We start from the raw sequence: 18703 nt of genomic DNA, 5'->3' as shown, positions 1-18703 counted from the left end.
TCGGCGCCGTTACGCACAAACTAGCGCATCTGATTTACGGCGTTATCCGAACAGGCAAGCCATTCGACGCAAATTTCTTATCGAATCGGCTTGTAATTCAAGACGGTATCTGACCCCCGCTTTTTCCAACAGCCGGGGTCAGGTCTGACATTCAGACACGACCTCAGCCTTAGCCACTTCCAATGGTGTCTTGCCCAGCATTAGCGTGGCCATTTTTCCAGCCAGGCCCGATGTCCGACTACGCGACTGTCGAGATCGTGTCCGAATGTCAGACCTGCCCCCCGCTTTTGTTTATGCCCCCCCCGCTTTTGCAGTCTTTTCTCCTTCCCTCCGCTGTGATTCTGCATCGGCGCCTCGCGCCATGCTCGGGGGATACCATGTACGACGCAGGCACCGTCATTTCGCTCAGCGGCGGCCAATATCGCTTGCGCGAACCGCTGGCTGGCGCTGCGTATGGCGTTGTCTGGCGCGCCGACAGCCTGCATGCCATCGGGGCCGTCGCCCTCAAGCTCGTCAACCTCGACCAGATGGCGCGAGCACCGGCTGCACTGCGCAATCGCTGGCTGGACAGCGCGAACACTGAAATTGCGTTTCTGCGCAGCCTCGCGCCGTGGGACGGCCGCCACATCGTGCGCCTGCTAGACAGCGGCGAGCATCTGGGCCTGCCGGCACTGGCCCTGGAACTGCTAGATGGCGACCTGGCCGCTTACCTGGCGGAGCACATCGCTGCCGGTCACACGATCGCCCCGGCCCGCGCCCTGGCCTGGACCGGCCAGGTCAACCAGGCACTGGCCAAGGTCCACGCCAACGGCTGGCGCTACCTCGACCTTAAACCGGGCAACCTGCTGCTCGACCGTGCCACCGACACGCTCAAGCTGGCCGACTTTGGCACCAACCGGCGCCTGGACGACTTGCGCGCCCATACCTATGCCGGCACCGCCAACTGGCAGGCGCCGGAGCAGTTCTTCCCGGACGCCGACGCAAATGGCTACGCCACCGAAGCGCGCACCGACTATTTCGCCCTGGGCGCCCTTTTCTATTACCTCGTCTGCGGCCGCCTGCTGCGTTATAGCAGCACCTGCGGCCAGGCCTGGCAAACGCATGGCCGCGATGGTGCTGCCACCCTGCTGGCCGCGCACCAGGCGCGACCGCCCGTGCTGCAACTCGATGAAGCGACGCTGTTTGCCAACCACCTGGGCCAGGCCGCCGTGCCGGGCCTGGCGCTGCTACGCCGCCTGCTGGCCGACAGCCCTGCCGAGCGGCCGCAGCATGCACTGGAGATCAGCCGCCTGCTCGGGCAAGCGACCAGCCTGCTTTGCGCCCCGCCAATCAGGAGCGCAGCATGAAATCCAGTCACCCGCGCATGTCCTTTGGCGCCGTGACGGCTTCAATTCTGCTCGCGCTGCTGTGCGCCGTGCAGCTTCTGGCCATCTTGCGCGCACCTGTCGCCTGGCTGCCGCGCGAGATTGCGGTGACCCTGCAGCCGGGCGCATCGATTGTGCTCGGCCGTGCGGAACTGGGCGCGCCGCGCGCCGCCGCGCGCCAGCTGACCTTGCGCCGCGATATCGCCGGCGCCTGGTGGCTGCGCAATCTGGAACCGGTCCAGCCCATCGTGCTGCGCCGTGGCGACGCGCGCGTGCGCAGCAGCGACGTGCCGCTGGCGCGTGGCCAGCAAATCCAGGCCGGCGCTGCGCGCTTTACCGTGCTGGCGCACGATGCCGGCAGCGTGACGCTGTCGAACGGCGAGCGCACCTGGCGCTACGACGGCGCCACGCTGCTGCAGGACGTCGCACTGCAACCGGCCTGTCCCGATGTCCCTCTCGCCAGCCGGGCGCTTGCGTTGTGGAACCGCGTCACGCCGCACTCCCTGGGCCTGGCGCGGCCCGTCAGCCTGGGCGGCCTGCTGTATTGCGGCAACCGGCTGGCCAGCAGCACGTTCGAGGCGGGTACTGCGTCGATGGGGCGTCTGCCGGATGGCCGTATCGCGCTCTCGGTACGGGGCGACCAGCCGGTGCTCGTCTCGACTGCGAACGGGTGGGAAGACGCTGCCCAGCGCGAGCAGCCGCTGGCGGCCACGGATGCCTTCGCCGTCGGCCGCACTGTTTTCACGCTGGCGCCGAATGGCGACATGCTGCACTTGACACCATCGGGGCAGGTCGCGCTGTCAAACGCGCCGCAGGTCCAGTTGCCCGACGCCGTGCGCTGGCAGTGGCAGGAACGCACGCTGTTCGCGCTGCCTGCCCCCACGCCGCTGGCCTGGGCCGCCGCGCTTGGCGTGCTGCTGCTGGGTGCGGCCGGCGTACTGCCCCTGCTGCGCCAGCGCGCGGATCGCGCACGTGTCGCCATGCCGGTGGCTGCGGCGCTGATCGCCGCCAGCGCCACACTGCTGCTGGTGGCACAACGCAGCAGCGGCGCACCCGGCGTGGGCGTCTCGCTGCTGCTGGCCTGGGCCACACTGTGGCTGGCCCTGCGTTTTCAAGCACGCATCAACTTGTTGACCGCTGCCGCCGTCCTGCTGCTGGGAGCCGGTCTGCTGGTGCAGCTCGAGATGGGCCTGGGCGCGAGCGACACCGCCTGGCTGCGGCACTTCCAGAACTCCACTGCGTTGCTGGGACTCGGCTTGCCGGGCACGCTGCTGCTCTTGTCCTCCGTCGGCCGCAACAACCTGTCGCGCCCCGTCACCGAACGCGTTCTGCTGGTTCTCGCCGGGATCGCGCTCGTCGGCGTGCTGCTGCAGGTCTGCTTCGGCAGCGAGACGGGCGTGTTTGACATTCAGCCGTTCGAGTTCGCGAAGTTCGCGCTGGCTGCGCTCAGCGCCCACTGCCTGGCACTGGTGGCGGGCGGCGCGACGCACCAGCGGCGCAACTGGCGCTTCTGGCTGCGCATGGCCGCGCCCGTGCTGCTGTTCGTGTTCCTGCTGGGGGTTGCGCTGGTGCGGGTCGACGATTATTCGCCACTGGTGCTGCTGCTGGTCTGGAGCAGCGCGATGGCCCTGGTCTGGTGCGCGAGCCGTGGCCGGCGCGCCGCCCTTGTCACGGTCACTGTCGCCGTCTGCCTGCTGGTAGCCGGCGGCGCCGCGCTGCGCAGCAGCGGCGCCTTCCTTGGCGCGCTGGGCTTTTATCCTGAGCGGTTCCAGGTCTGGAGCGCACCCACCGTCCACCCGCACACGGGCCAGCAGATGCTGCTCGGCGCCCGCGCCATCGCCCAGGGCGGCTGGCTGGGTGCCGACAGCGCGCTCGGACTTGCTGCGCTGGGTGGCGCTGCCGGCGACGCGCTGGCGATCCCTGCGATCCAGGATGACTTCGCGCCCGCCTTCCTGCTGCAGCGCCACGGCCTGGCCGCCGGCCTGGCGCTGTGGACGTTGCAGGCGTTGTTCCTGGTGGCGCTGGTGCGCGTTGCCGCCGGCGCCTGGGCCCGCGCCTTGGCAGCCAACGATTTCCGGCGCGCCTGGCTGGGGCGCTTCCAGTGCTTCGCGCTGTGCGGTGGCGCCGCGTTCGTCGCCGGCCACCTGCTGCTGTCGTGGGGCACCAACCTGGCGATGTTCCCGATCATGGGCCAGCCGATGAGTTTCCTGTCGGCCGGCGGCTCGCATCTGCTGTTTTTCATCTGCCCCCTGCTAGCGTTTGGCATGGCAAGCACCCCATTCAACGAGGAGATTCAATCATGCCGGTCTATGTCCAACACGAAGTCCTGGGCAAGGTAGAAGACGTGTTCAACGCCGACGCGCTGTGGCAGGCGCCCGGCCTGTCGCTGTTCTCGCGCCGCGCGCTGCTGCGCGACCTGCTCGAACGCTCGCCGCGCGAACTGCGCGGCCGCGCCGCAACGCGCTGCTTCTCGCACGTGACGCTGGTGCTGCCGCAGGACGACGTCGACGACGACCGTCACCTCACCCGCGGCGCGCGCGTGCGCGACCTGGCGCAGTCGCTGGCCGCGCTGCACCAGAAGGATTTCGGCGACCTGCTCGGCGGCGATGAGGTGCGCTATTTCATTTCGGGCGACGAGCGCATCGCGCCCGGCGAAGTACAGGTCAAGTTCGGCCACGCCGTCTACCTGCCGGCACCGGGCGAACAGGTGCAGTACACGGTGACCGCTTCGCGTGACAGCGCGATCTGGCAGCCCGTGTGCGCGATCTACCCGAACCAGCGCCTGACCCTGGTGGGCATGGACCCAGCTAATGCCACGTTCGCCGTGCCGGGCTGGCCGTTCGGTCCGGACGGCGGCTTGCTCCTCGTGAACGACGGACCGGAAGCGCCCCTCGAGCTGCAGGTGCGCCCGAAAGACAGTTTCGACTGCGTCTTCGATGCCACCAATGGCTACTACGTCCTGCGCGGCAAGGGCGCGAGCGCCCAGCGCCTGCTGCTCAAAATCAGTCGCGCTGGCGCAGGCCTGAAGTTACCCGTGTCCGCGGCTGCTGCGCCTGCAGCCCCAGCCACCGCGCCCCAGCGCAGTCCCGCCGTCTGGAAATCGCGCAGCAGCACGCCACCGGCCGACCTGACCGCAATGCCGCTGGCAGCGCCAGCGCACGTGGCCACACCGGCGCCCGCACCGACGCCGGAAACCGACACCACCTACGCGCCCGTCGCGCGCCATCGCATCACGCTGGCCGCGCTGGCCCTGCCGCGCCTGAGCCGCTACCGCGACACGGGTGCGCAGGCGCTCGAAGTGGGTCTTGATGCGCAACTCGTACCGGCTGCGCCAGGCAAGGACAACGTGATCCGCTTCGCCATCGACGATGCGGACGAACTGCATGCAATCACCCCGGCCGGTCGCCAGCGGATTGCCGTACCGTCGCAGTTCTCGCCGATGGACGGGGCCAGCATCGGCCTGCTCGCCGCGCCGCAGTCGATGGCGGAGCGCTACAGCGCCCTCCTGGTGCTGCCGCAAGGCCCGTCGCAACCGGCGGCAGGCGGCTCACGCCTGACGTTCGGACGCGGCATGCCGTCACTGGCAGCACTGCGCGTGCTCGATGCGCCGCAGTTCGTGCGCCAGGCCGACGGCGCCACCGCCAGCGCTGACCGGCTCGGCCTGTCGCGCAGCGCCTTCAGCTGGGAAGCATCGGGCGACGGCCTGCGCGTCGTGCGCCTGTCGCCCAGCCAGGCGTTGTATCACCTCGACGCCGAACTGGCCCTGGTGGCGCAGATCGACGCGGCCACGCAGGAAGCGCCTTACCTGATCCCATCGGGCCATCACCTGGTGGCCGGCCACTACGTGCTGCGCTTCGACGCCTGAGGCCAGGATGCCATCGTCGACCCACATCGCGGCGCATTTCGCCACGTACATCGGCGCGTTCGGCGCGGCCCTCGTGCTGACGCTGTGCGCCTGCGCGTGGCTCACGCCGCGCAGTTGGTGGCGCCGGCCCAACGCTCGCGCGCTGGGCGTGCTGGCCGCCGGTACGGCGGCCGGCGGCGTACTGCTGCTGGCATTGTTCGGCGCACCGGGTACGCTGCCGCAGCCCGCCGAACTGGCCGAGGCGCCACTGCCGGCAACCGACGTGCCCGTGGCCGGCGCGCCCTACCGCGTGCGCGATGCGCTCAATCTGCGCGTTGCAGGCGGCATCGGCGCCGAGCGCCTGCTGGTGGTGCCGGGCGGTGCGCGCGTGATTGCGACCGGGCGCCGCGATGGCGACTGGTGGCAGGTGCGCGCTACGCTCGATGGCAAGGATGTCGAAGGATGGGCCAGCAGCCTGTGGCTGCGGCGCGCGGACGAACGTTAATTTGCTATGCTGACTTGACCGGTTTGCGTCGGCCATGAGCAGCTGTTCAGACGATCACGTCAAACCTCGCTTATCATTGAATTTCCTCTTTTCTCTTATTTCCGCGCCCAGACCATGCAACTTCGATGTCCAAACTGCCAATCCAGACTCGGCATCTTTACGGAATCCGACGGTCAAAAGCGTGTCAAACATGGCGCGTGCCCGAACTGCGGGCAAAAAATCACCATCAGCGCCAGCGGAAAAGCGCTCGCTCTCGTCGTTCCACTCATCGTTGCCCTGGCCTGGCTTACTTGGAACTGGTTACCGCCTGCAATCCTGGGGCTCTGCGCGGGTGCGCTGATCTGGTTCACGGCGGTCAGGTTGGACAAAGCCACCTGACGCGATCCAGTCATCGTGCCCTTTGGGGCAGTGAGAATTCAACCATTTTCCCCAGGATTCACGAAGAAAAAGCCGTTGATTACGCCTGGTTGGCTGCGCAGCCGTGTTCATCCCCAGGGCTGGTAGTCGATGCCCTGGGCGATCAGCGGCGTGACAGCATTGACGTTCTCGGCACTCTCGCTGAACGACGCCAGCACGCCAGCCAGGTCGCCGCGCCCGGAATCGAGCACCGCGACCCAGAAGTCAAAGCCAGCCTGCTCCGGTTCTCGGTCCAGGATATTGCGGTACAACCGGCCGATGATGTCGGCGTTGGTCGGCGCAGTGCCATACACGTCGCGAAACTCGGCGGATGCGACAAAACCGTGCGCCACCGTGTCGAGCGCGCTGCCAGCGTCGAGGGCTGCGATCCAGAAGCCCAGGCCCACGTCGTCCGGTACGCGGTCGAAGGCGGCCCGGTAGATGCGGTACGCCTGGCCAGCCGTGCCCGACAAGTCGAGCGCCATTGCGCCATCGGCGAACAGCAGGCGTTCCAGGGCGGCAGTGTTGTCGACACCCTCGCCACGCTTGCCGTCAAGTTCGCTAACCTGCCAGTCTGCACCGCTGCTTTTTCTGACTACCTCATAGGTCGCGCGCGGCCCTGTGTATAACGCGGTGTCCAGGCCAAGCCCGCCATCGAGGCGGTCGTTGCCGGCGCTCCCCCGCAGGATGTCGCTGCCATCGCCGCCATACATGAAGTCGTTGCCTGCGCCACCGTCGATCAGGTCATCGCCATCGTCGCCGTAGATGTGCTCGTCAATGGCGCTGCCGTGCAGAACGTCGTCCAGACGGCCACCAAACAGGCGGGTTGACATACCGTCGCCTTCGAGCGCGATGCCGCGTGTGGACCCGTCCGGATGCCAGCCGCCGGCGAAATTGGCGGCGCCCAGCTGTGTAGCCAGCACATTCTCGAGAATGATGCGTGTGATGAATACGCCGGGGCCAGCCGCGCCATCGTCATCGGTCCGGACCAGCACCCGGCTGCCGTCCTGCACCAGGCGCAGCCCACCGACGGCGCCGAACGGATTGCCTGCAATCCGATGGAAGAGGTCAGACAGGTCGAGCACGTCGCCGCCGGCCCCGGCCTCGAAATCGAGCACCGTCACGACAGGTGGTGCGAAGCTCGACGCGACGAACACCGTATCGCTGCCAGCCCCGCCACGGATCGTCACGGGGCGCTCGACCAGAGCGTCGTCGATCCTGATCGTGTCGTTGCCATCGCCGGTATCGATTGACAACGGCGCGATGCCGGTGAGCTGGCCGCTGTAGTACACGACGACGCGGTCGTCCCCACTACCGCCCAGTACGCTCTTGACCTCAGGACTGGCATGCAGGCTGTCGTTGCCGGCGCCGCCGTCGAGCACGGTTTCGCTCACCCGGGACGCTGCATCAGGGCGACGCCAATTCATGCTGACAAGAAGCCAGTCGTCGCCATCGCCGCCCCGCAGGATGTCGGCGCCGCCGCCTTCGCCGCCGATGAGGGTATCGTTGCCGGCACCGCCGTCGAGCGTATCGTTGCCGGCACCGCCGTCGAGCGTATCGTTGCCGGCTTCGCCGAAGATGGTGTCATCCAGCGCTGTTCCCGTCAATTGATCATCACCTGCAGAGCCGGTCAGCGTCAGGCCGGCACTCTGGATAGTAGAAAGGGCAGCACTGTAGCGCGCATTGGCGGCCATCTTTGAAAGCAATGTCATCACGTGGACCGTACGGTGTCGAAGCGCTGATTATTGCCTTTTTTATCATGTTCTCCAAGGTAAACACCAAACTCATGCGCAGAGGGTATTCCTCGTCATCGCCTCTTTCCAATGGTAAATTCCTGAAAATAATGCGATGTTTCGGACAATGAACCTGCCCATGCTGAATCGAACCTTCACTGCACTATGTCTTTGTGCCCTCACGACCTTCTGCAACGTCGTCGACGCCGAAGAAATTTCATCGGACAATTGTGGACATGACCGTGCCCGCCTGCTTTCCCTGGACGAGAACGAATTTGATCAGGATATGGCGGGAGGATGGCGAGCGTTGGCGGCGACACCTGGCTGCCTCCTGATTGCCGCCGACCTGGTGCGCGATTACCGGAACGCGCATCACAAACACGCCGGGCTATTGTTCTGGCATGAAGCCCAGGTGCGGGCCGATGCCGGGCAGTATGCCGAAGCGATCGCCTTGATGAAAAACGCCTACAAGCCTGCAAAAGACGACAAGGCCGGTTGGAATCCATACGTCGATGCAACGATTGCCTTTTTGCGCAGGGACCGCTCTGCGCTGCAGCGGGCTCGGGCAACGCTTGCTGCAGTCCCACCGCCGACAGGCGTGGGTGTGCCGCCTGTCATTGACGGCTACATGGAGGCGGACTTCGACGATGGAACAAAGAAAAGAATTCGTTGGCCCATCAATATCGATGTCGTCGAAGGACTCGAACATTGCTTCGACAAGCCCTATGCCGAAGCTTACAAGGATGTATGTCGCCCAAGACAGCAATGAGCTCAACCAGGCGCCGCGCGTTCGCTTCGGCGTAGACGCCTCTTCCACAACCTGTTATCAGGTCAACCGTGTCCGTCAGTGCGCCGCGCGCGAGCACCAACACCATCGTCAGCGTTGCCGGTACACGGCTCAATCACGCGCAGTCCGCCATTCCTGCCGCCGGGCCGGTTCTTCATCCTTCGGACAGGTCGTGTAGCGCTGCTTGCCGTGCTTTTCGAACATCTCGACGTTGGTGGTCGGCGCGCGGTCCGTCAGGCAGTAAGTGCCGTTTGCGGTAATCACGCGGGTGCGCCGCGCGCCATCGCCCGTGTTGTTGACCAGTTCAACGACGCGCGGCGCCTCCCACAGACGCGGCGGCGCCATCTCGCGCGCATGCTCGATGCCGCGGCGCAGGCGCAGTTGCGGGCTGTCCGGCGGCAGCACGATCGTTGGCTGGCGTTCCTTGCGCAGTGCCCGATCGATGTCGCCGATACTGCGGCGTGCGCTGTCCATGATGGCGGCGGTGCTGGGGATGGCCGGTTCAACCGGCGCTGGCGGCGCATCGGGCGCTGGCGTGGTCACCGTTGCCGGTACAGAAATTTGTGCCGGCGTCTCTGCCTGCGCCACAGGCACCGGCCGCGGCCGCGTACTAGGTGTCGGCGTCGGCGCAGCCTCACGCTGGATCGGCTGCACGACAACGATGCGCGGCGCTGGCGCTGGCACCCGCAGCCACAGCATCGCCGCATCGTTACCTGCAACCGGGGCCGGCAACGTGCGCACCATCTGCCACCCCAGGATCAACAGCCCGTGCACGAGCAGCGTGGCCGCCAGGCCCGCGCTGCGGGGGTCGGTGAAACGGTAACGCGAAGAGGCGCGGTTCATATCCGCTCAGTATAGCCAGTCCGATGGCGTCACTTATTCAACAATTACCACCGCGCCCGGCCGTCTCCCGTCACGCGGCGGCAGACGCCGGAACCCTGGCAGCGTGCAGCGCCATCAGCGACGTGACCAGGTTCGCCGGCAGCGGGCGGCTGACCAGGTAGCCCTGGATCTGGTCGCACCCGTGCGCCAGCAGGAAGGTCTTCTGCGCCGGCGTCTCGACGCCTTCGGCGACGACCTGCACGTTCAGACTGTGGGCCATCGTGATGATCGCGTTGACGATGGCGGCGTCTTCGGCATTGGTGGTCACGTCGCGAATGAACGCAATATCGATCTTGAGCTTGTCAATCGGGAAACGGCGCAGATAGGCCAGGCTCGAATAACCGGTGCCGAAATCATCGACCGAGACCTGGATGCCGCGTGCGCGCAGGTTGCTCAGGCATTGCATCGTGCGCTCGGTGTTGATCATCAGCGACGTCTCGGTCAGTTCCAGTTCCAGCATTACGGCTGGCACGTCATGCTCCGCCAGGGCGCGCATCACGTCGCCTTCGAGGTCGCCCTCGGCGAACTGGCGCCCCGCGATATTGACTGACACCTGCATTGGCCCCGTCTTCTGAAGCGTCCAGGCCTTGATCTGGCGGCAGGCCGTGTCGATCACCCAGCGGCCGACGCGCACGATCAGTCCCGTCTCTTCCAGCACCGGCACGAACAGGCCCGGCGATACCAGCCCATGACCGGGCCGGTCCCAGCGCAGCAGCGCTTCGACACCGACAATGGTGTCCGCACCGAGCTGCAACTTGGGCTGGTAATACAGTTCGAACTCCTCGTTCTCGACCGCCTTGCGCAGCGCGTGCTCGAGGTCCTGGCGCTGCAACGCATCGGCGTTCATCTGGGCCGTGAAGAAGCGGTAGGTGTCGCGCCCGGCCTGCTTGGCCTCGTACATGGCCGTGTCGGCGTACTTGATCAGCACCTCGGGATCGGCGCCATCTTGCGGATGCACCGTGATGCCGACGCTGGCCGTGACAATCACCTCGAAGCCGCGCAGGTTAAACGGCGGATACAGCACCTCGGCGATCCGGCCGGCCACGGTGGCCGCGTGCGCCGGGTCGTGGTCGAGCATCAGGATCAGGCCGAATTCATCCCCGCCCAGGCGTGCGACGGTATCGCGTTCGCCGACGCAGGTGGCCAGACGGGCGCTGAACTGCACCAGCAATTCGTCGCCCATGGCGTGACCGAGCGTGTCGTTGACGTTCTTGAAGCGATCGAGATCGAGAAAGACCACCGCAACGCGGGGACTGGCGCTGCGCGTCGCCCGCACAGTGCTGTGGAGCGCCTCGTAGAACCAGGCCCGGTTGGGCAGCCCGGTGAGCACGTCGTGGCTGGCCTGGTACTGCAAAATTTGCTGCGCGACTCTACGCTCCGTGATGTCGCGCACCACGCTGACGATGATCCAGTCATTCCCGGACAACAGGGCCTGGCGGTGGATCTCCACATCCACCAACCCGCCATCCTTGCAGTGCAGCGTGACCTCGCTCAGTCGGGGCTTGATCCGGCCACCCGGCGTCGGCTCGAACATCGCCTCGAGTTCATCGTGCGTCGCTGCGCCCAGCGCCACCGGCCCCAGGGTCAGCATCTCGGCGCGCGTGTAGCCCAGCATGGCGCAGGTGGTGTCGTTGACCTCGACGAAATGCATCGTGTCGCGGCTGACCAGCATGAGGGCGTCCGGCGTCGCATTCATCGCCGTGCGAAAGCGCAGCAGGTCGGCCGTGCGGGCAGCGATTTTCTGCTCGAGCACAAGCACCTGGTCTTCCAGGTCGCCCATATCCTTCAGGCGCAACAGATTACGTACCCGCAATCCGAGCTCGGTGGGATCGACAGGTTTGCTCAGGAATTCCTCGGCCCCCGCCTCCAGTCCCGCCTGGCGCGTGCCGATGTCTTCCACGCCGGTAACCATGATGATCGGGATATTCTCGGTCGCCGGATCGGCCTTGAGGATGCTGGCCACCTGGCAGCCGTCGATGCCCGGCATCGTCTGCGCAATCAGGATCAGGTCCGGCGCTTCGCAGGCGACCGAGGACAATGCTTCTTCACCGCTGGCGGCGCTGGTCGTGTCATAGCCTCCGGGCGCGAGCAGGCAGGCCAGCCGGTCGCGGCTCTTGGCTTCATCGTCGACGATCAGGACAGTCGGGGCGGAGGTGGTCATCAGGTACTATCCTTGGAAAAAGCGGGCATGCGTCAGACCTTCACCAGTCGCACCAGATCGCTGTGGGCCGTCCATTCGTCGATGTACGTGGAATTCTTGCCGTAACTGTTATCGATCACGGTGTGGTGCTTGTCCATCAGGCACGCCAGGATGTGGCCGTGCAGGCGGTCCGTGACGATATGGTCATGGCGGGCGAACAGCGCCACGGCCCTGGACGAAAAGCGCTGTGCGACCGGTATCCAGTACCATGGCCCGACCAGCTTCTTGCAGGTTTGCCAGCCGCGCTTGATGAAGGCGCCCTGAATGCGCCAGGCAAAGTCGATCAGTCGCTTTTCCTTGCCCACGACCTCGATCCAGTCGGTCCGGGTGTTGAATTGCGCATCTTTCAGCGACGCCGGCACGACCGGCTTTTCCGTGTCCACGCGCTCGATGCGCAGCACGCCGCTGCCGTTACCGGCGCTGGCGACCGGATACAGGTGGTGCGCCATATCGGGCGCCAGATACACATTGTCCGAAAACAGATTCGCAATCTGCTGCGACACTTTATCTCGAACAAAAATGTGGACATCGGCATGCCGCCGAAACACGGCAACCGACCGGTCACGGGTCGCTTCACTCGCAAAAAACACCGTTTGCGGCAACATCACGATGCGGTTATCCGGGAAGCGCGTGATGATCTCTTCGCGTATTTCGTTGATGTTTGCGTACAGGTCGCCGAAATTGCCGCCACCGTGAAACACCAGGATATCGCCCGGCTTGACCCATGACGGATCGAATGCCCACGACGTCGATATCGTGCGCGGAGACAGGCGCTTCTTCTTGAAGAACGCCAGCGTGCCCTGCATGATCAGGAGATCACCGATATTGTCGTGCATCGGAATATCGATGTAATGAAAGTCTCTGCCCTTCAGCAAATCATGGATGGTGTCATGCTTGTTTTGCAGATCCAGCATCATCGAACGGTGGTTATTCAAGGCTACTCCCGAAAAATCAAGTTACTTGGCACGCGTCACCACCCGGCGCAGGATGGCAAGGTCGCCGCGGGTTGGGATGAAGTCGGGCATCGGCTCATTGAGCCGGCGCACCCCGAGAATGATCGTCGTGATCAGGCGCAGGCACGCCCCCGCCAGCATCAGCCCCGCCAGCCAGACATACGTATTTTCCTGCGGCAGAAACGGGATGGCGATCAGCACCGGGACCACGGCGATGATCTGGCGCGCCAGCACCAGCCCCGGTTGTCCGGCGGCGGTGAAACGTTGCGCCAGCGTCCAGCTGGCGCCGCCGATCACGCATTCGAACAGCAGGATCGCGAACGGCATCGTCATCGCCGCAAACGATTTGCCGTAGATAAGATTGAGCAGCCAGGGCGATAACGCGCCGCCAATCGCGGCCAGCACCATCAGCGGCACGAAAGTGACGCGGAACGTGTTGCGCACCGCCTGGCTCAACGCTTGCTCATCCCGGCCGGCAAAGCGCGAGAACAACGCGACCGACGCCGATTCCTGCACGGCGCCGATCAGGCGCGACGTCGTGAATGCCAGCGCGTAGAAACCGTATTCGCGGATGGTGCCGCGATTGAGCAGAAACAGCTTGTCGAAATTGACCAGAAATAAGCTCAACAAGCCGATGCCCTGCTGGTGAAAACCATAGCGCAAGACGCCCCAGGGCTGTACCGGCGCGTTGACATCGGTTTTCAATTCCCAGATCCGGTGCTTGCGCGCCCACCACAGCCCCATGACCGTGACGCCGATCAGCATCAGCAATTGCGTGGCCAGTATCTGTTCAAAGGTCACCACGTCGAACCACAACACCAATGGCAGCATCAGGACCAGATTCCCGAACACCTGCGTGAAGCGCAGGATGTTGAAAAAATGAAGATCCGAATGGAGTTGTGTGAGCGTGTAAAGATAGGTCTGGCTTGCCATGAATGCCGCAAACGCCAGGATCAGCCACATGAAGCGGTGCAGTTGCACCGCATCGCTCAATTGCAGCCCGGCGGCGGCCAGCGCAGTGGCAAAGATGCTGATGCTCATCAGCGACAGGAGAAGGAAGCGCAGATAAGGAAACTGCCGCGCCGCGCCAAAGTGATACAGATAGCTGCTGCCCATGCCACACTGCGCGACACCGGCAGCCAGCGAACAGACCAGGATGGCTGCCGACAGCAGGCCACGCCCTTCCGGCCCCAATATGCGCGCGGTAATGACGGATGAGATGAATCCCACCACGGTCATGCCCATGGTGGTCATCAGGGTTTTGCCGAATGCGCGTGAAATGGAAGGCATTGATGGCGCAGTCGCGCTCATGCCAATGTCTCCCATGCTGCCTTGGGCAGGACGTTTGCAGGAAGTTTGCGGATCAGGTTATTCAGGATCATCATCATCAAAACTCGCCAAGCACGGCGCAGCAATGCGTCGCTCACGCCCGATCGATACGGACCGGTTGCCATTGTAACCTGCTGCCAAAACGAAAACTTTTGTCGCGAGGCAATATATACTGAAAGTGCACAGCGCGTCACCTGCTGGTTGCGCGACGAAGGTACAAGCCGCTCAATCCCCCGCCCAGGCGAGGAGCATCGGATTGAACGAGAGTCCCTTGACGCACTGGGTCGGCGCCACCCGCACGAAGCCAAGCCGTTCATATGCCGGCACGGCGTAGTTCGACGCGTTGACCGTGAAATTGCCGTCCCCGCCGCGCGCGATGGCGGCGGCGCGCGCCATGTGCCACAAGCGCCGCGCCAGTCCCTGCCGCTGCCAGGCAGTGCCGACAAACAAGTGAAACAGATGGCTGTTGTCACGGATGGCGATGAAGCCGGCCAGCTGGTCGCCATCGAGCGCCACATGACAGGCATGCCCCCGCGCCAGGTAGCCGCGGATGCCGTGCTCGTCATTCTCGGCCAGGAATGCCGCGGCCCCAAGCGGCGTTGCTTCATGCACAACGAATTCCAGTGCCAGGCTGCGCAGCAGCGCCGCCATGGCCGGCACCAGGACTGGCACGTCGGCAGAGTCAAGGGGGCGCACTTCCATGGCGCGTTTCAAAAAGGTGGCGTTGGGAATGTAAATATACCATGACCGGTATCCCGGGCTGCAGGTTCATTGCCCGTGGTTGGCGCGGATAAGGGCATCTGTTCAGCGCATGACTTGCCAACAAACAGTAGTACAGTGGCATCACTCAGTGTCATCACACGATTACGCCCTCACCCCATGCCGCCGACGCTTGCCGATTTTCGCTTTGCCCCCTCCTTCGACGTCGCCGTGACGAGCCGTGTCGGCGTCGGGCCCGCCATCCGCAGCGAAAACCAGGACAATCTCGTCGTCATCGATTTCGACGGCCGCGCCTGCTATTTGCACGACCAACTGCCGGTCATCACGACCATTGCAGGGTGGCCAGCCGGCCATGGCCGACTGGCGGTGCTCGACGGGATGGGCGGCCATGGCCATGGGCGCGAAGCGGCCGAAGCACTTGCTGCCGGCCTTGTCGCCATGGCGCCGTGTACGACGCTCGACGCGTTGACGGCTCACCTTGATGTCCTGCACGCAAAGCTGCAGGCGCAGTTTGCCGATGGCACGGGCGCGACGGTCAGGCCCGGCACGACGCTGACGCTGCTCGAACTGCCGCCCGGCGGCGCACCGCTGCTGTACCAGGTGGGCGACTCGCGACTGTATGAACTCGATGCGCAGCAGGCCACGGTGCTGACGGTCGACCACGTACCGGCCACCGGCGCCGCACTTGCCGGCCGGCTTGGCGAAGCCGACTGGTGGCGCGAAGTCCATGGCCGCCACGCGCCGCAGATTGCCCAGGCGTTCATTCTAGGCAATGCCTTTGCCGATCCGTCGCGTCTGTCCGATGGCTTGTTTGCCCTCACGCCCGCGAACCTGCCATGCTGGCTGGCCCACCTGCCCGATCGCCGCGCGCTGCCATTGCGGGCCGACGCAGCGTATCTGCTGGCCACTGACGGGTTCTGGTCGTGCGCCCAGCCAGATGCGTTTGTCGCGCGCTGGCCCACACTGCTGGGCGATGCGCCAGCGGCCGTGACGCTCGTCGAACGCCTGTTCAGCCTGATGGAGAACGATCCGCCGGCTGGTCTGCAACCGGATAATCTGACGGCGCTCGTGCTGCGCCCCCTGCCCCGCCACGCCGATGAAACCGCCTTGCCGCTGGACGACAACGCTGCGAGTTATTGAACGTTGGAAAGATGGCAAAATGTTCTGATGCCGTAGGTAAATAATGTTGATAATCAACGAGCTCGGTGCGCCGTGCCTGCTGAAAACAGCGTAAGCTTGCAATACCGTTTTCGAACCTACTGAACTGATCAATCTGACATGAATCGCTGCCGCAATCCCGCGCATCCGCACTGCACCGTCTGGGTCGCCCCCGGCGAGGTGCGGTGCGCGCACGGGCATGCCCAGCCCGAGGCTGCGGCCGGCGCGTATCAGGCACATGCCGCGCCGTTGCCGCAGTCCGCGCATCCGGTGGTCGATGGCTTGCCGACCAGTTTCGACACGATCAGCGCCGTGCGCACGCGCCGTGATACGGTCGTTTCGGCAACCTCGCCGGTACCTGAACCGTCGAGCCTGCAGCGTCCGCAATTGCACATCAGCGGGTTCGATCCGCGTGCAGCCGGTGGCCGCCAGGCGCTGCGCCTTGAGCTGCGCGGCATGCCAATGGATTGCGCGCCCGACGTGCGCATGCTCGTGCACTCGGCGCTGCGCCTGCACGGCGGCGAGAGCTACTGCTTCCAGCGCACCTCGCGCGGCGACTGGCGGCCGCTGTTTCTCGAATTCTCATCGCGTGGCCTCGAACATGGCCAATATCGCATCGAAATCGAGCTGCATAGCCGCCACGTGCATGCGCCCGACGCGAGCCGCACCTGGACCTGCTCGCCGGTGATCCTGGTGCCGCGCCAGGATGCCAGCCTGGGCGAAATCCACCAGACCTTCCTCGCCACGCACAAGAACGTGCGCGTCACGGCCGACGACGCCGGCATCGCCCGCGTCAATGCACCGGGTGGCGGCCGGATCGACATCGACGTCGTGGCCCGCAATGCCTCCATCGCCCACCTGAACCTGGACGGCGGCAATGGCAGCGGCAAAATCGACATGGGCATGACCACCATTGCCTGGGACGAAGACCTGATCGAGATCGACCTGCCGGCCCAGCCTGCCGCGCACCCGTGCCTGACCGACAGCGCGTGCCTCGTGCACGCCGAAGCCGATTCGGCCACGCAGCGCCACGTGCGCCTGTTCGCGCTCGACGAATTCATGTTGGGCCGCTTCGAGCTCGACGCGCCCGATGCCGACGTGCTGCTGGCCCACCATGGCGAAACCGGCATGGACATCGGTGGCCTGACGCGCCGGCTGTCGGGGCGCCACGCCATCATCCGCCGCAGCCGCGCCGGGTTCGAGATCGAAGACGTGTCGCGCTATGGCTTGCTGCTCGACGGCGTCTGGCCCGGCAAGCACATGCCGGTGCAGCTGCGCCTGGGCATGCGCATTGAACTGACGGCGAGCATCAAGGGGATCGTCACGCTCGAAGTGACGGCGCTGCTGGCGCATGCGGTCGTGCTGCACCGGCTCGACGCGGGCGCCCGCGCCGAGTGTTTTTATCTGATGGCGCCGGACGCCGTGCCGCCTGCTGGCCAGGCCGCGCTCAACGGCGCCAGCGCTGGCACCCAGTCAGTGGCAATGCCGCGCGCCGTCGCCCTGCCGCTGCTGTTCCACCGTGATGGCGGCTTTTGGCAACGTGACCGCGCAAGCGGACGCGACGCGCCGCTGGCTACCAGTGGCACACTCGATCGGGTGCAACAACCCGGCATCGGCATGGCGGCGCGCTTTGTCCCCAATGCCTATCCCGAGGCGCGCACCGACCGGCGCAGCATCGACCGCCGCACCCTGCCTGCTGCCGCTCTCAGCGCCTGATCAGCCGTACGACGGCACCAGCACCAGAAAGACCAGCGCCGCGCCGGCCAGCAGCACGGCCTGCAGGGCGAACACGATCGCCGGCGCACGCAGGTGTTCAGGAATTTTCATGACATCACCTCATTCGTATTGACACACAAAGGGTGATGCCAGATTACGCCCGCCCGCACCGAACGGGCGCGCGTTAGCCGCGCGGCAAGGTCAGTCGCGGCGCCAGGTTGGCGGCCACTGCGGCAAAGGGATGCGTTCATTGTCGCCCGCCAACGGCACAAAGCGATCGTGTTCCCAGTCGCGTGCCGCCTGTTCGATGCGCTCACGGCTGCTCGACACGAAGTTCCAGAAAATGAAGCGCTTGCCGTCGAGCGGCGCCCCGCCGATCACGACAAAGCGCGCGCCGGCAGCGGCGCTCACCCGCACCGCCGCCCCCGGCTCGAGCATGGCCATCGTGTTGGCGGCCACCGGCTCGCCGTCGATCTCGATCGTGCCGAATGGCGCGTATAGCGCGGTCTCATCGGGCAAGTCGTCCAGTTCGATGGCCGCGCCGGGCGCCAGTTGCACGTCGAGGTACAGCGTCTGGCTGAAGGTCGGCACGGGCGACGTTTGGCCAAACGCACTGCCCACCAGCAATCGCACCGTGGCGCCCGGCAGTGCAATCTCGGGAATCCGGTCGGCCGGTGTGTGGCTGAACGCAGCCGGCGTTTCTTCGTGCTCGCGCGGCAGCGCCGCCCACAGTTGCAGGCCGTGCGTGCGGCGCGTGCGTTCGAGCAGATCTTCAGGCGTGCGCTCGGAATGCACGATGCCGCTACCGGCCGTCATCCAGTTGACGGCGCCCGGCTCGATGCGCTGCTCGGTGCCCAGGCTGTCGCGGTGCATGATCGCGCCCTCGAACAGGTAGGTGACCGTGGCCAGCCCGATGTGCGGATGCGGCCGCACATCGTGACGGGCGCCGGCCGGTGCTTCCACCGGCCCCATGTGGTCGAAAAACAGGAACGGGCCGATAGATTGGCGGGCTGCAGCGGGCAACAGGCGGCGCACGGTAAAACCGCCGCCCAGGTCTTTATCGTGGGATCGAAACAGGTGCGCGATGGCCATGGCAGGTGTCGTAAAAAAGGAAAG

General features: G+C 65.4%; 15 protein-coding genes. 7 read left to right on the top strand and 8 right to left on the bottom strand.

From position 1 onward, the window contains the following. Positions 1-377 precede the first annotated feature (377 nt). From AC56LW_RS22450 to AC56LW_RS22435, 4 genes are read left to right on the top strand one after another with little or no spacing between them, the layout of a single operon-like run. Entirely contained in the window at positions 378-1346 is a 969-nt protein-coding gene (locus tag AC56LW_RS22450; protein WP_499637802.1) for a protein kinase domain-containing protein, read from the top strand. Continuing rightward, the gene (locus AC56LW_RS22445) at positions 1343-3703 is read left to right on the top strand and encodes an FtsW/RodA/SpoVE family cell cycle protein (protein ID WP_499637799.1); all 2361 of its coding nucleotides are present in this window, start codon (positions 1343-1345) and stop codon (positions 3701-3703) included. Before AC56LW_RS22450 ends, AC56LW_RS22445 begins: the two co-directional genes overlap by 4 nt. Further along, positions 3664-5229: an RAD23 family protein gene (locus AC56LW_RS22440; RefSeq protein WP_499637796.1), complete on the top strand. Its 1566-nt coding sequence runs from the start codon at positions 3664-3666 to the stop codon at positions 5227-5229. Before AC56LW_RS22445 ends, AC56LW_RS22440 begins: the two co-directional genes overlap by 40 nt. A gap of 7 nt (positions 5230-5236) precedes the next feature. Then, on the top strand, positions 5237-5713 hold the full coding sequence (locus AC56LW_RS22435; RefSeq protein ID WP_499637793.1) for an SH3 domain-containing protein: 477 nt from the start codon (positions 5237-5239) through the stop codon (positions 5711-5713). 485 nt (positions 5714-6198) lie between these two features. On the opposite strand, the gene AC56LW_RS22430 is transcribed toward AC56LW_RS22435, so the two are convergent. Beyond that, a complete protein-coding gene (locus AC56LW_RS22430) occupies positions 6199-7821 on the bottom strand; it encodes a DUF4214 domain-containing protein (RefSeq protein ID WP_499637791.1) in 1623 nt (540 codons plus the stop codon). 160 nt (positions 7822-7981) lie between these two features. On the opposite strand from AC56LW_RS22430, the gene AC56LW_RS22425 reads away from it, so the two are divergent. Then, entirely contained in the window at positions 7982-8611 is a 630-nt protein-coding gene (locus tag AC56LW_RS22425; protein ID WP_499637788.1) for a hypothetical protein, read from the top strand. A 129-nt stretch (positions 8612-8740) separates the two neighbouring features. Here AC56LW_RS22425 and AC56LW_RS22420 read toward each other — a convergent pair whose 3' ends face one another. From AC56LW_RS22420 to AC56LW_RS22395, 6 genes are all read right to left on the bottom strand, one after another. Continuing rightward, on the bottom strand, positions 8741-9472 hold the full coding sequence (locus AC56LW_RS22420) for a hypothetical protein (RefSeq protein ID WP_499637785.1): 732 nt from the start codon (positions 9470-9472) through the stop codon (positions 8741-8743). A 70-nt stretch (positions 9473-9542) separates the two neighbouring features. Next, positions 9543-11672 (bottom strand): two-component system response regulator, encoded by a 2130-nt coding sequence (locus AC56LW_RS22415; protein WP_499637782.1) that lies wholly within the window; start codon positions 11670-11672, stop codon positions 9543-9545. Between the two features lie 32 nt (positions 11673-11704). Continuing rightward, positions 11705-12646 carry a polysaccharide pyruvyl transferase family protein gene (locus AC56LW_RS22410; RefSeq protein WP_499637780.1) on the bottom strand — a complete coding sequence of 314 codons (942 nt, stop codon included), beginning with the start codon at positions 12644-12646 and terminating at the stop codon, positions 11705-11707. 21 nt (positions 12647-12667) lie between these two features. Beyond that, positions 12668-13954, bottom strand: a complete 1287-nt coding sequence (locus AC56LW_RS22405) for a lipopolysaccharide biosynthesis protein (RefSeq protein ID WP_499637777.1) — start codon at positions 13952-13954, stop codon at positions 12668-12670. 17 nt (positions 13955-13971) lie between these two features. After that, entirely contained in the window at positions 13972-14118 is a 147-nt protein-coding gene (locus tag AC56LW_RS22400) for a hypothetical protein (protein ID WP_499637774.1), read from the bottom strand. A gap of 100 nt (positions 14119-14218) precedes the next feature. Beyond that, positions 14219-14695, bottom strand: a complete 477-nt coding sequence (locus tag AC56LW_RS22395; RefSeq protein WP_499637771.1) for a GNAT family N-acetyltransferase — start codon at positions 14693-14695, stop codon at positions 14219-14221. Between the two features lie 177 nt (positions 14696-14872). Here AC56LW_RS22395 and AC56LW_RS22390 point away from each other — a divergent pair, with 177 nt between their 5' ends. Continuing rightward, positions 14873-15853, top strand: a complete 981-nt coding sequence (locus AC56LW_RS22390; protein WP_499637768.1) for a PP2C family protein-serine/threonine phosphatase — start codon at positions 14873-14875, stop codon at positions 15851-15853. A gap of 138 nt (positions 15854-15991) precedes the next feature. After that, a complete protein-coding gene (locus tag AC56LW_RS22385) occupies positions 15992-17587 on the top strand; it encodes an FHA domain-containing protein (protein ID WP_499637764.1) in 1596 nt (531 codons plus the stop codon). Between the two features lie 201 nt (positions 17588-17788). Here the strand turns inward: AC56LW_RS22385 and AC56LW_RS22380 are convergent, their stop codons facing one another. After that, positions 17789-18679, bottom strand: a complete 891-nt coding sequence (locus tag AC56LW_RS22380) for a pirin family protein (RefSeq protein WP_332532935.1) — start codon at positions 18677-18679, stop codon at positions 17789-17791. Between the last annotated feature and the right edge of the window lie 24 nt (positions 18680-18703).

The organism is Telluria sp. LT2P80 (assembly GCF_059685955.1).
Note: the sequence above shows the minus strand (reverse complement) of the source record. Positions and strands in the feature narration are given on the sequence as shown.

Coding starts and splice junctions, on each gene's coding strand:
- AC56LW_RS22450 (WP_499637802.1), top strand. CDS start 378: ATGTACGACGCAGGCACCGTCATTTCGCTCAGCGGCGGCCAATATCGC.
- AC56LW_RS22445 (WP_499637799.1), top strand. CDS start 1,343: ATGAAATCCAGTCACCCGCGCATGTCCTTTGGCGCCGTGACGGCTTCA.
- AC56LW_RS22440 (WP_499637796.1), top strand. CDS start 3,664: ATGCCGGTCTATGTCCAACACGAAGTCCTGGGCAAGGTAGAAGACGTG.
- AC56LW_RS22435 (WP_499637793.1), top strand. CDS start 5,237: ATGCCATCGTCGACCCACATCGCGGCGCATTTCGCCACGTACATCGGC.
- AC56LW_RS22430 (WP_499637791.1), bottom strand. CDS start 7,821: ATGACATTGCTTTCAAAGATGGCCGCCAATGCGCGCTACAGTGCTGCC.
- AC56LW_RS22425 (WP_499637788.1), top strand. CDS start 7,982: ATGCTGAATCGAACCTTCACTGCACTATGTCTTTGTGCCCTCACGACC.
- AC56LW_RS22420 (WP_499637785.1), bottom strand. CDS start 9,472: ATGAACCGCGCCTCTTCGCGTTACCGTTTCACCGACCCCCGCAGCGCG.
- AC56LW_RS22415 (WP_499637782.1), bottom strand. CDS start 11,672: ATGACCACCTCCGCCCCGACTGTCCTGATCGTCGACGATGAAGCCAAG.
- AC56LW_RS22405 (WP_499637777.1), bottom strand. CDS start 13,954: ATGCCTTCCATTTCACGCGCATTCGGCAAAACCCTGATGACCACCATG.
- AC56LW_RS22400 (WP_499637774.1), bottom strand. CDS start 14,118: ATGGCAACCGGTCCGTATCGATCGGGCGTGAGCGACGCATTGCTGCGC.
- AC56LW_RS22395 (WP_499637771.1), bottom strand. CDS start 14,695: ATGGAAGTGCGCCCCCTTGACTCTGCCGACGTGCCAGTCCTGGTGCCG.
- AC56LW_RS22390 (WP_499637768.1), top strand. CDS start 14,873: ATGCCGCCGACGCTTGCCGATTTTCGCTTTGCCCCCTCCTTCGACGTC.
- AC56LW_RS22385 (WP_499637764.1), top strand. CDS start 15,992: ATGAATCGCTGCCGCAATCCCGCGCATCCGCACTGCACCGTCTGGGTC.
- AC56LW_RS22380 (WP_332532935.1), bottom strand. CDS start 18,679: ATGGCCATCGCGCACCTGTTTCGATCCCACGATAAAGACCTGGGCGGC.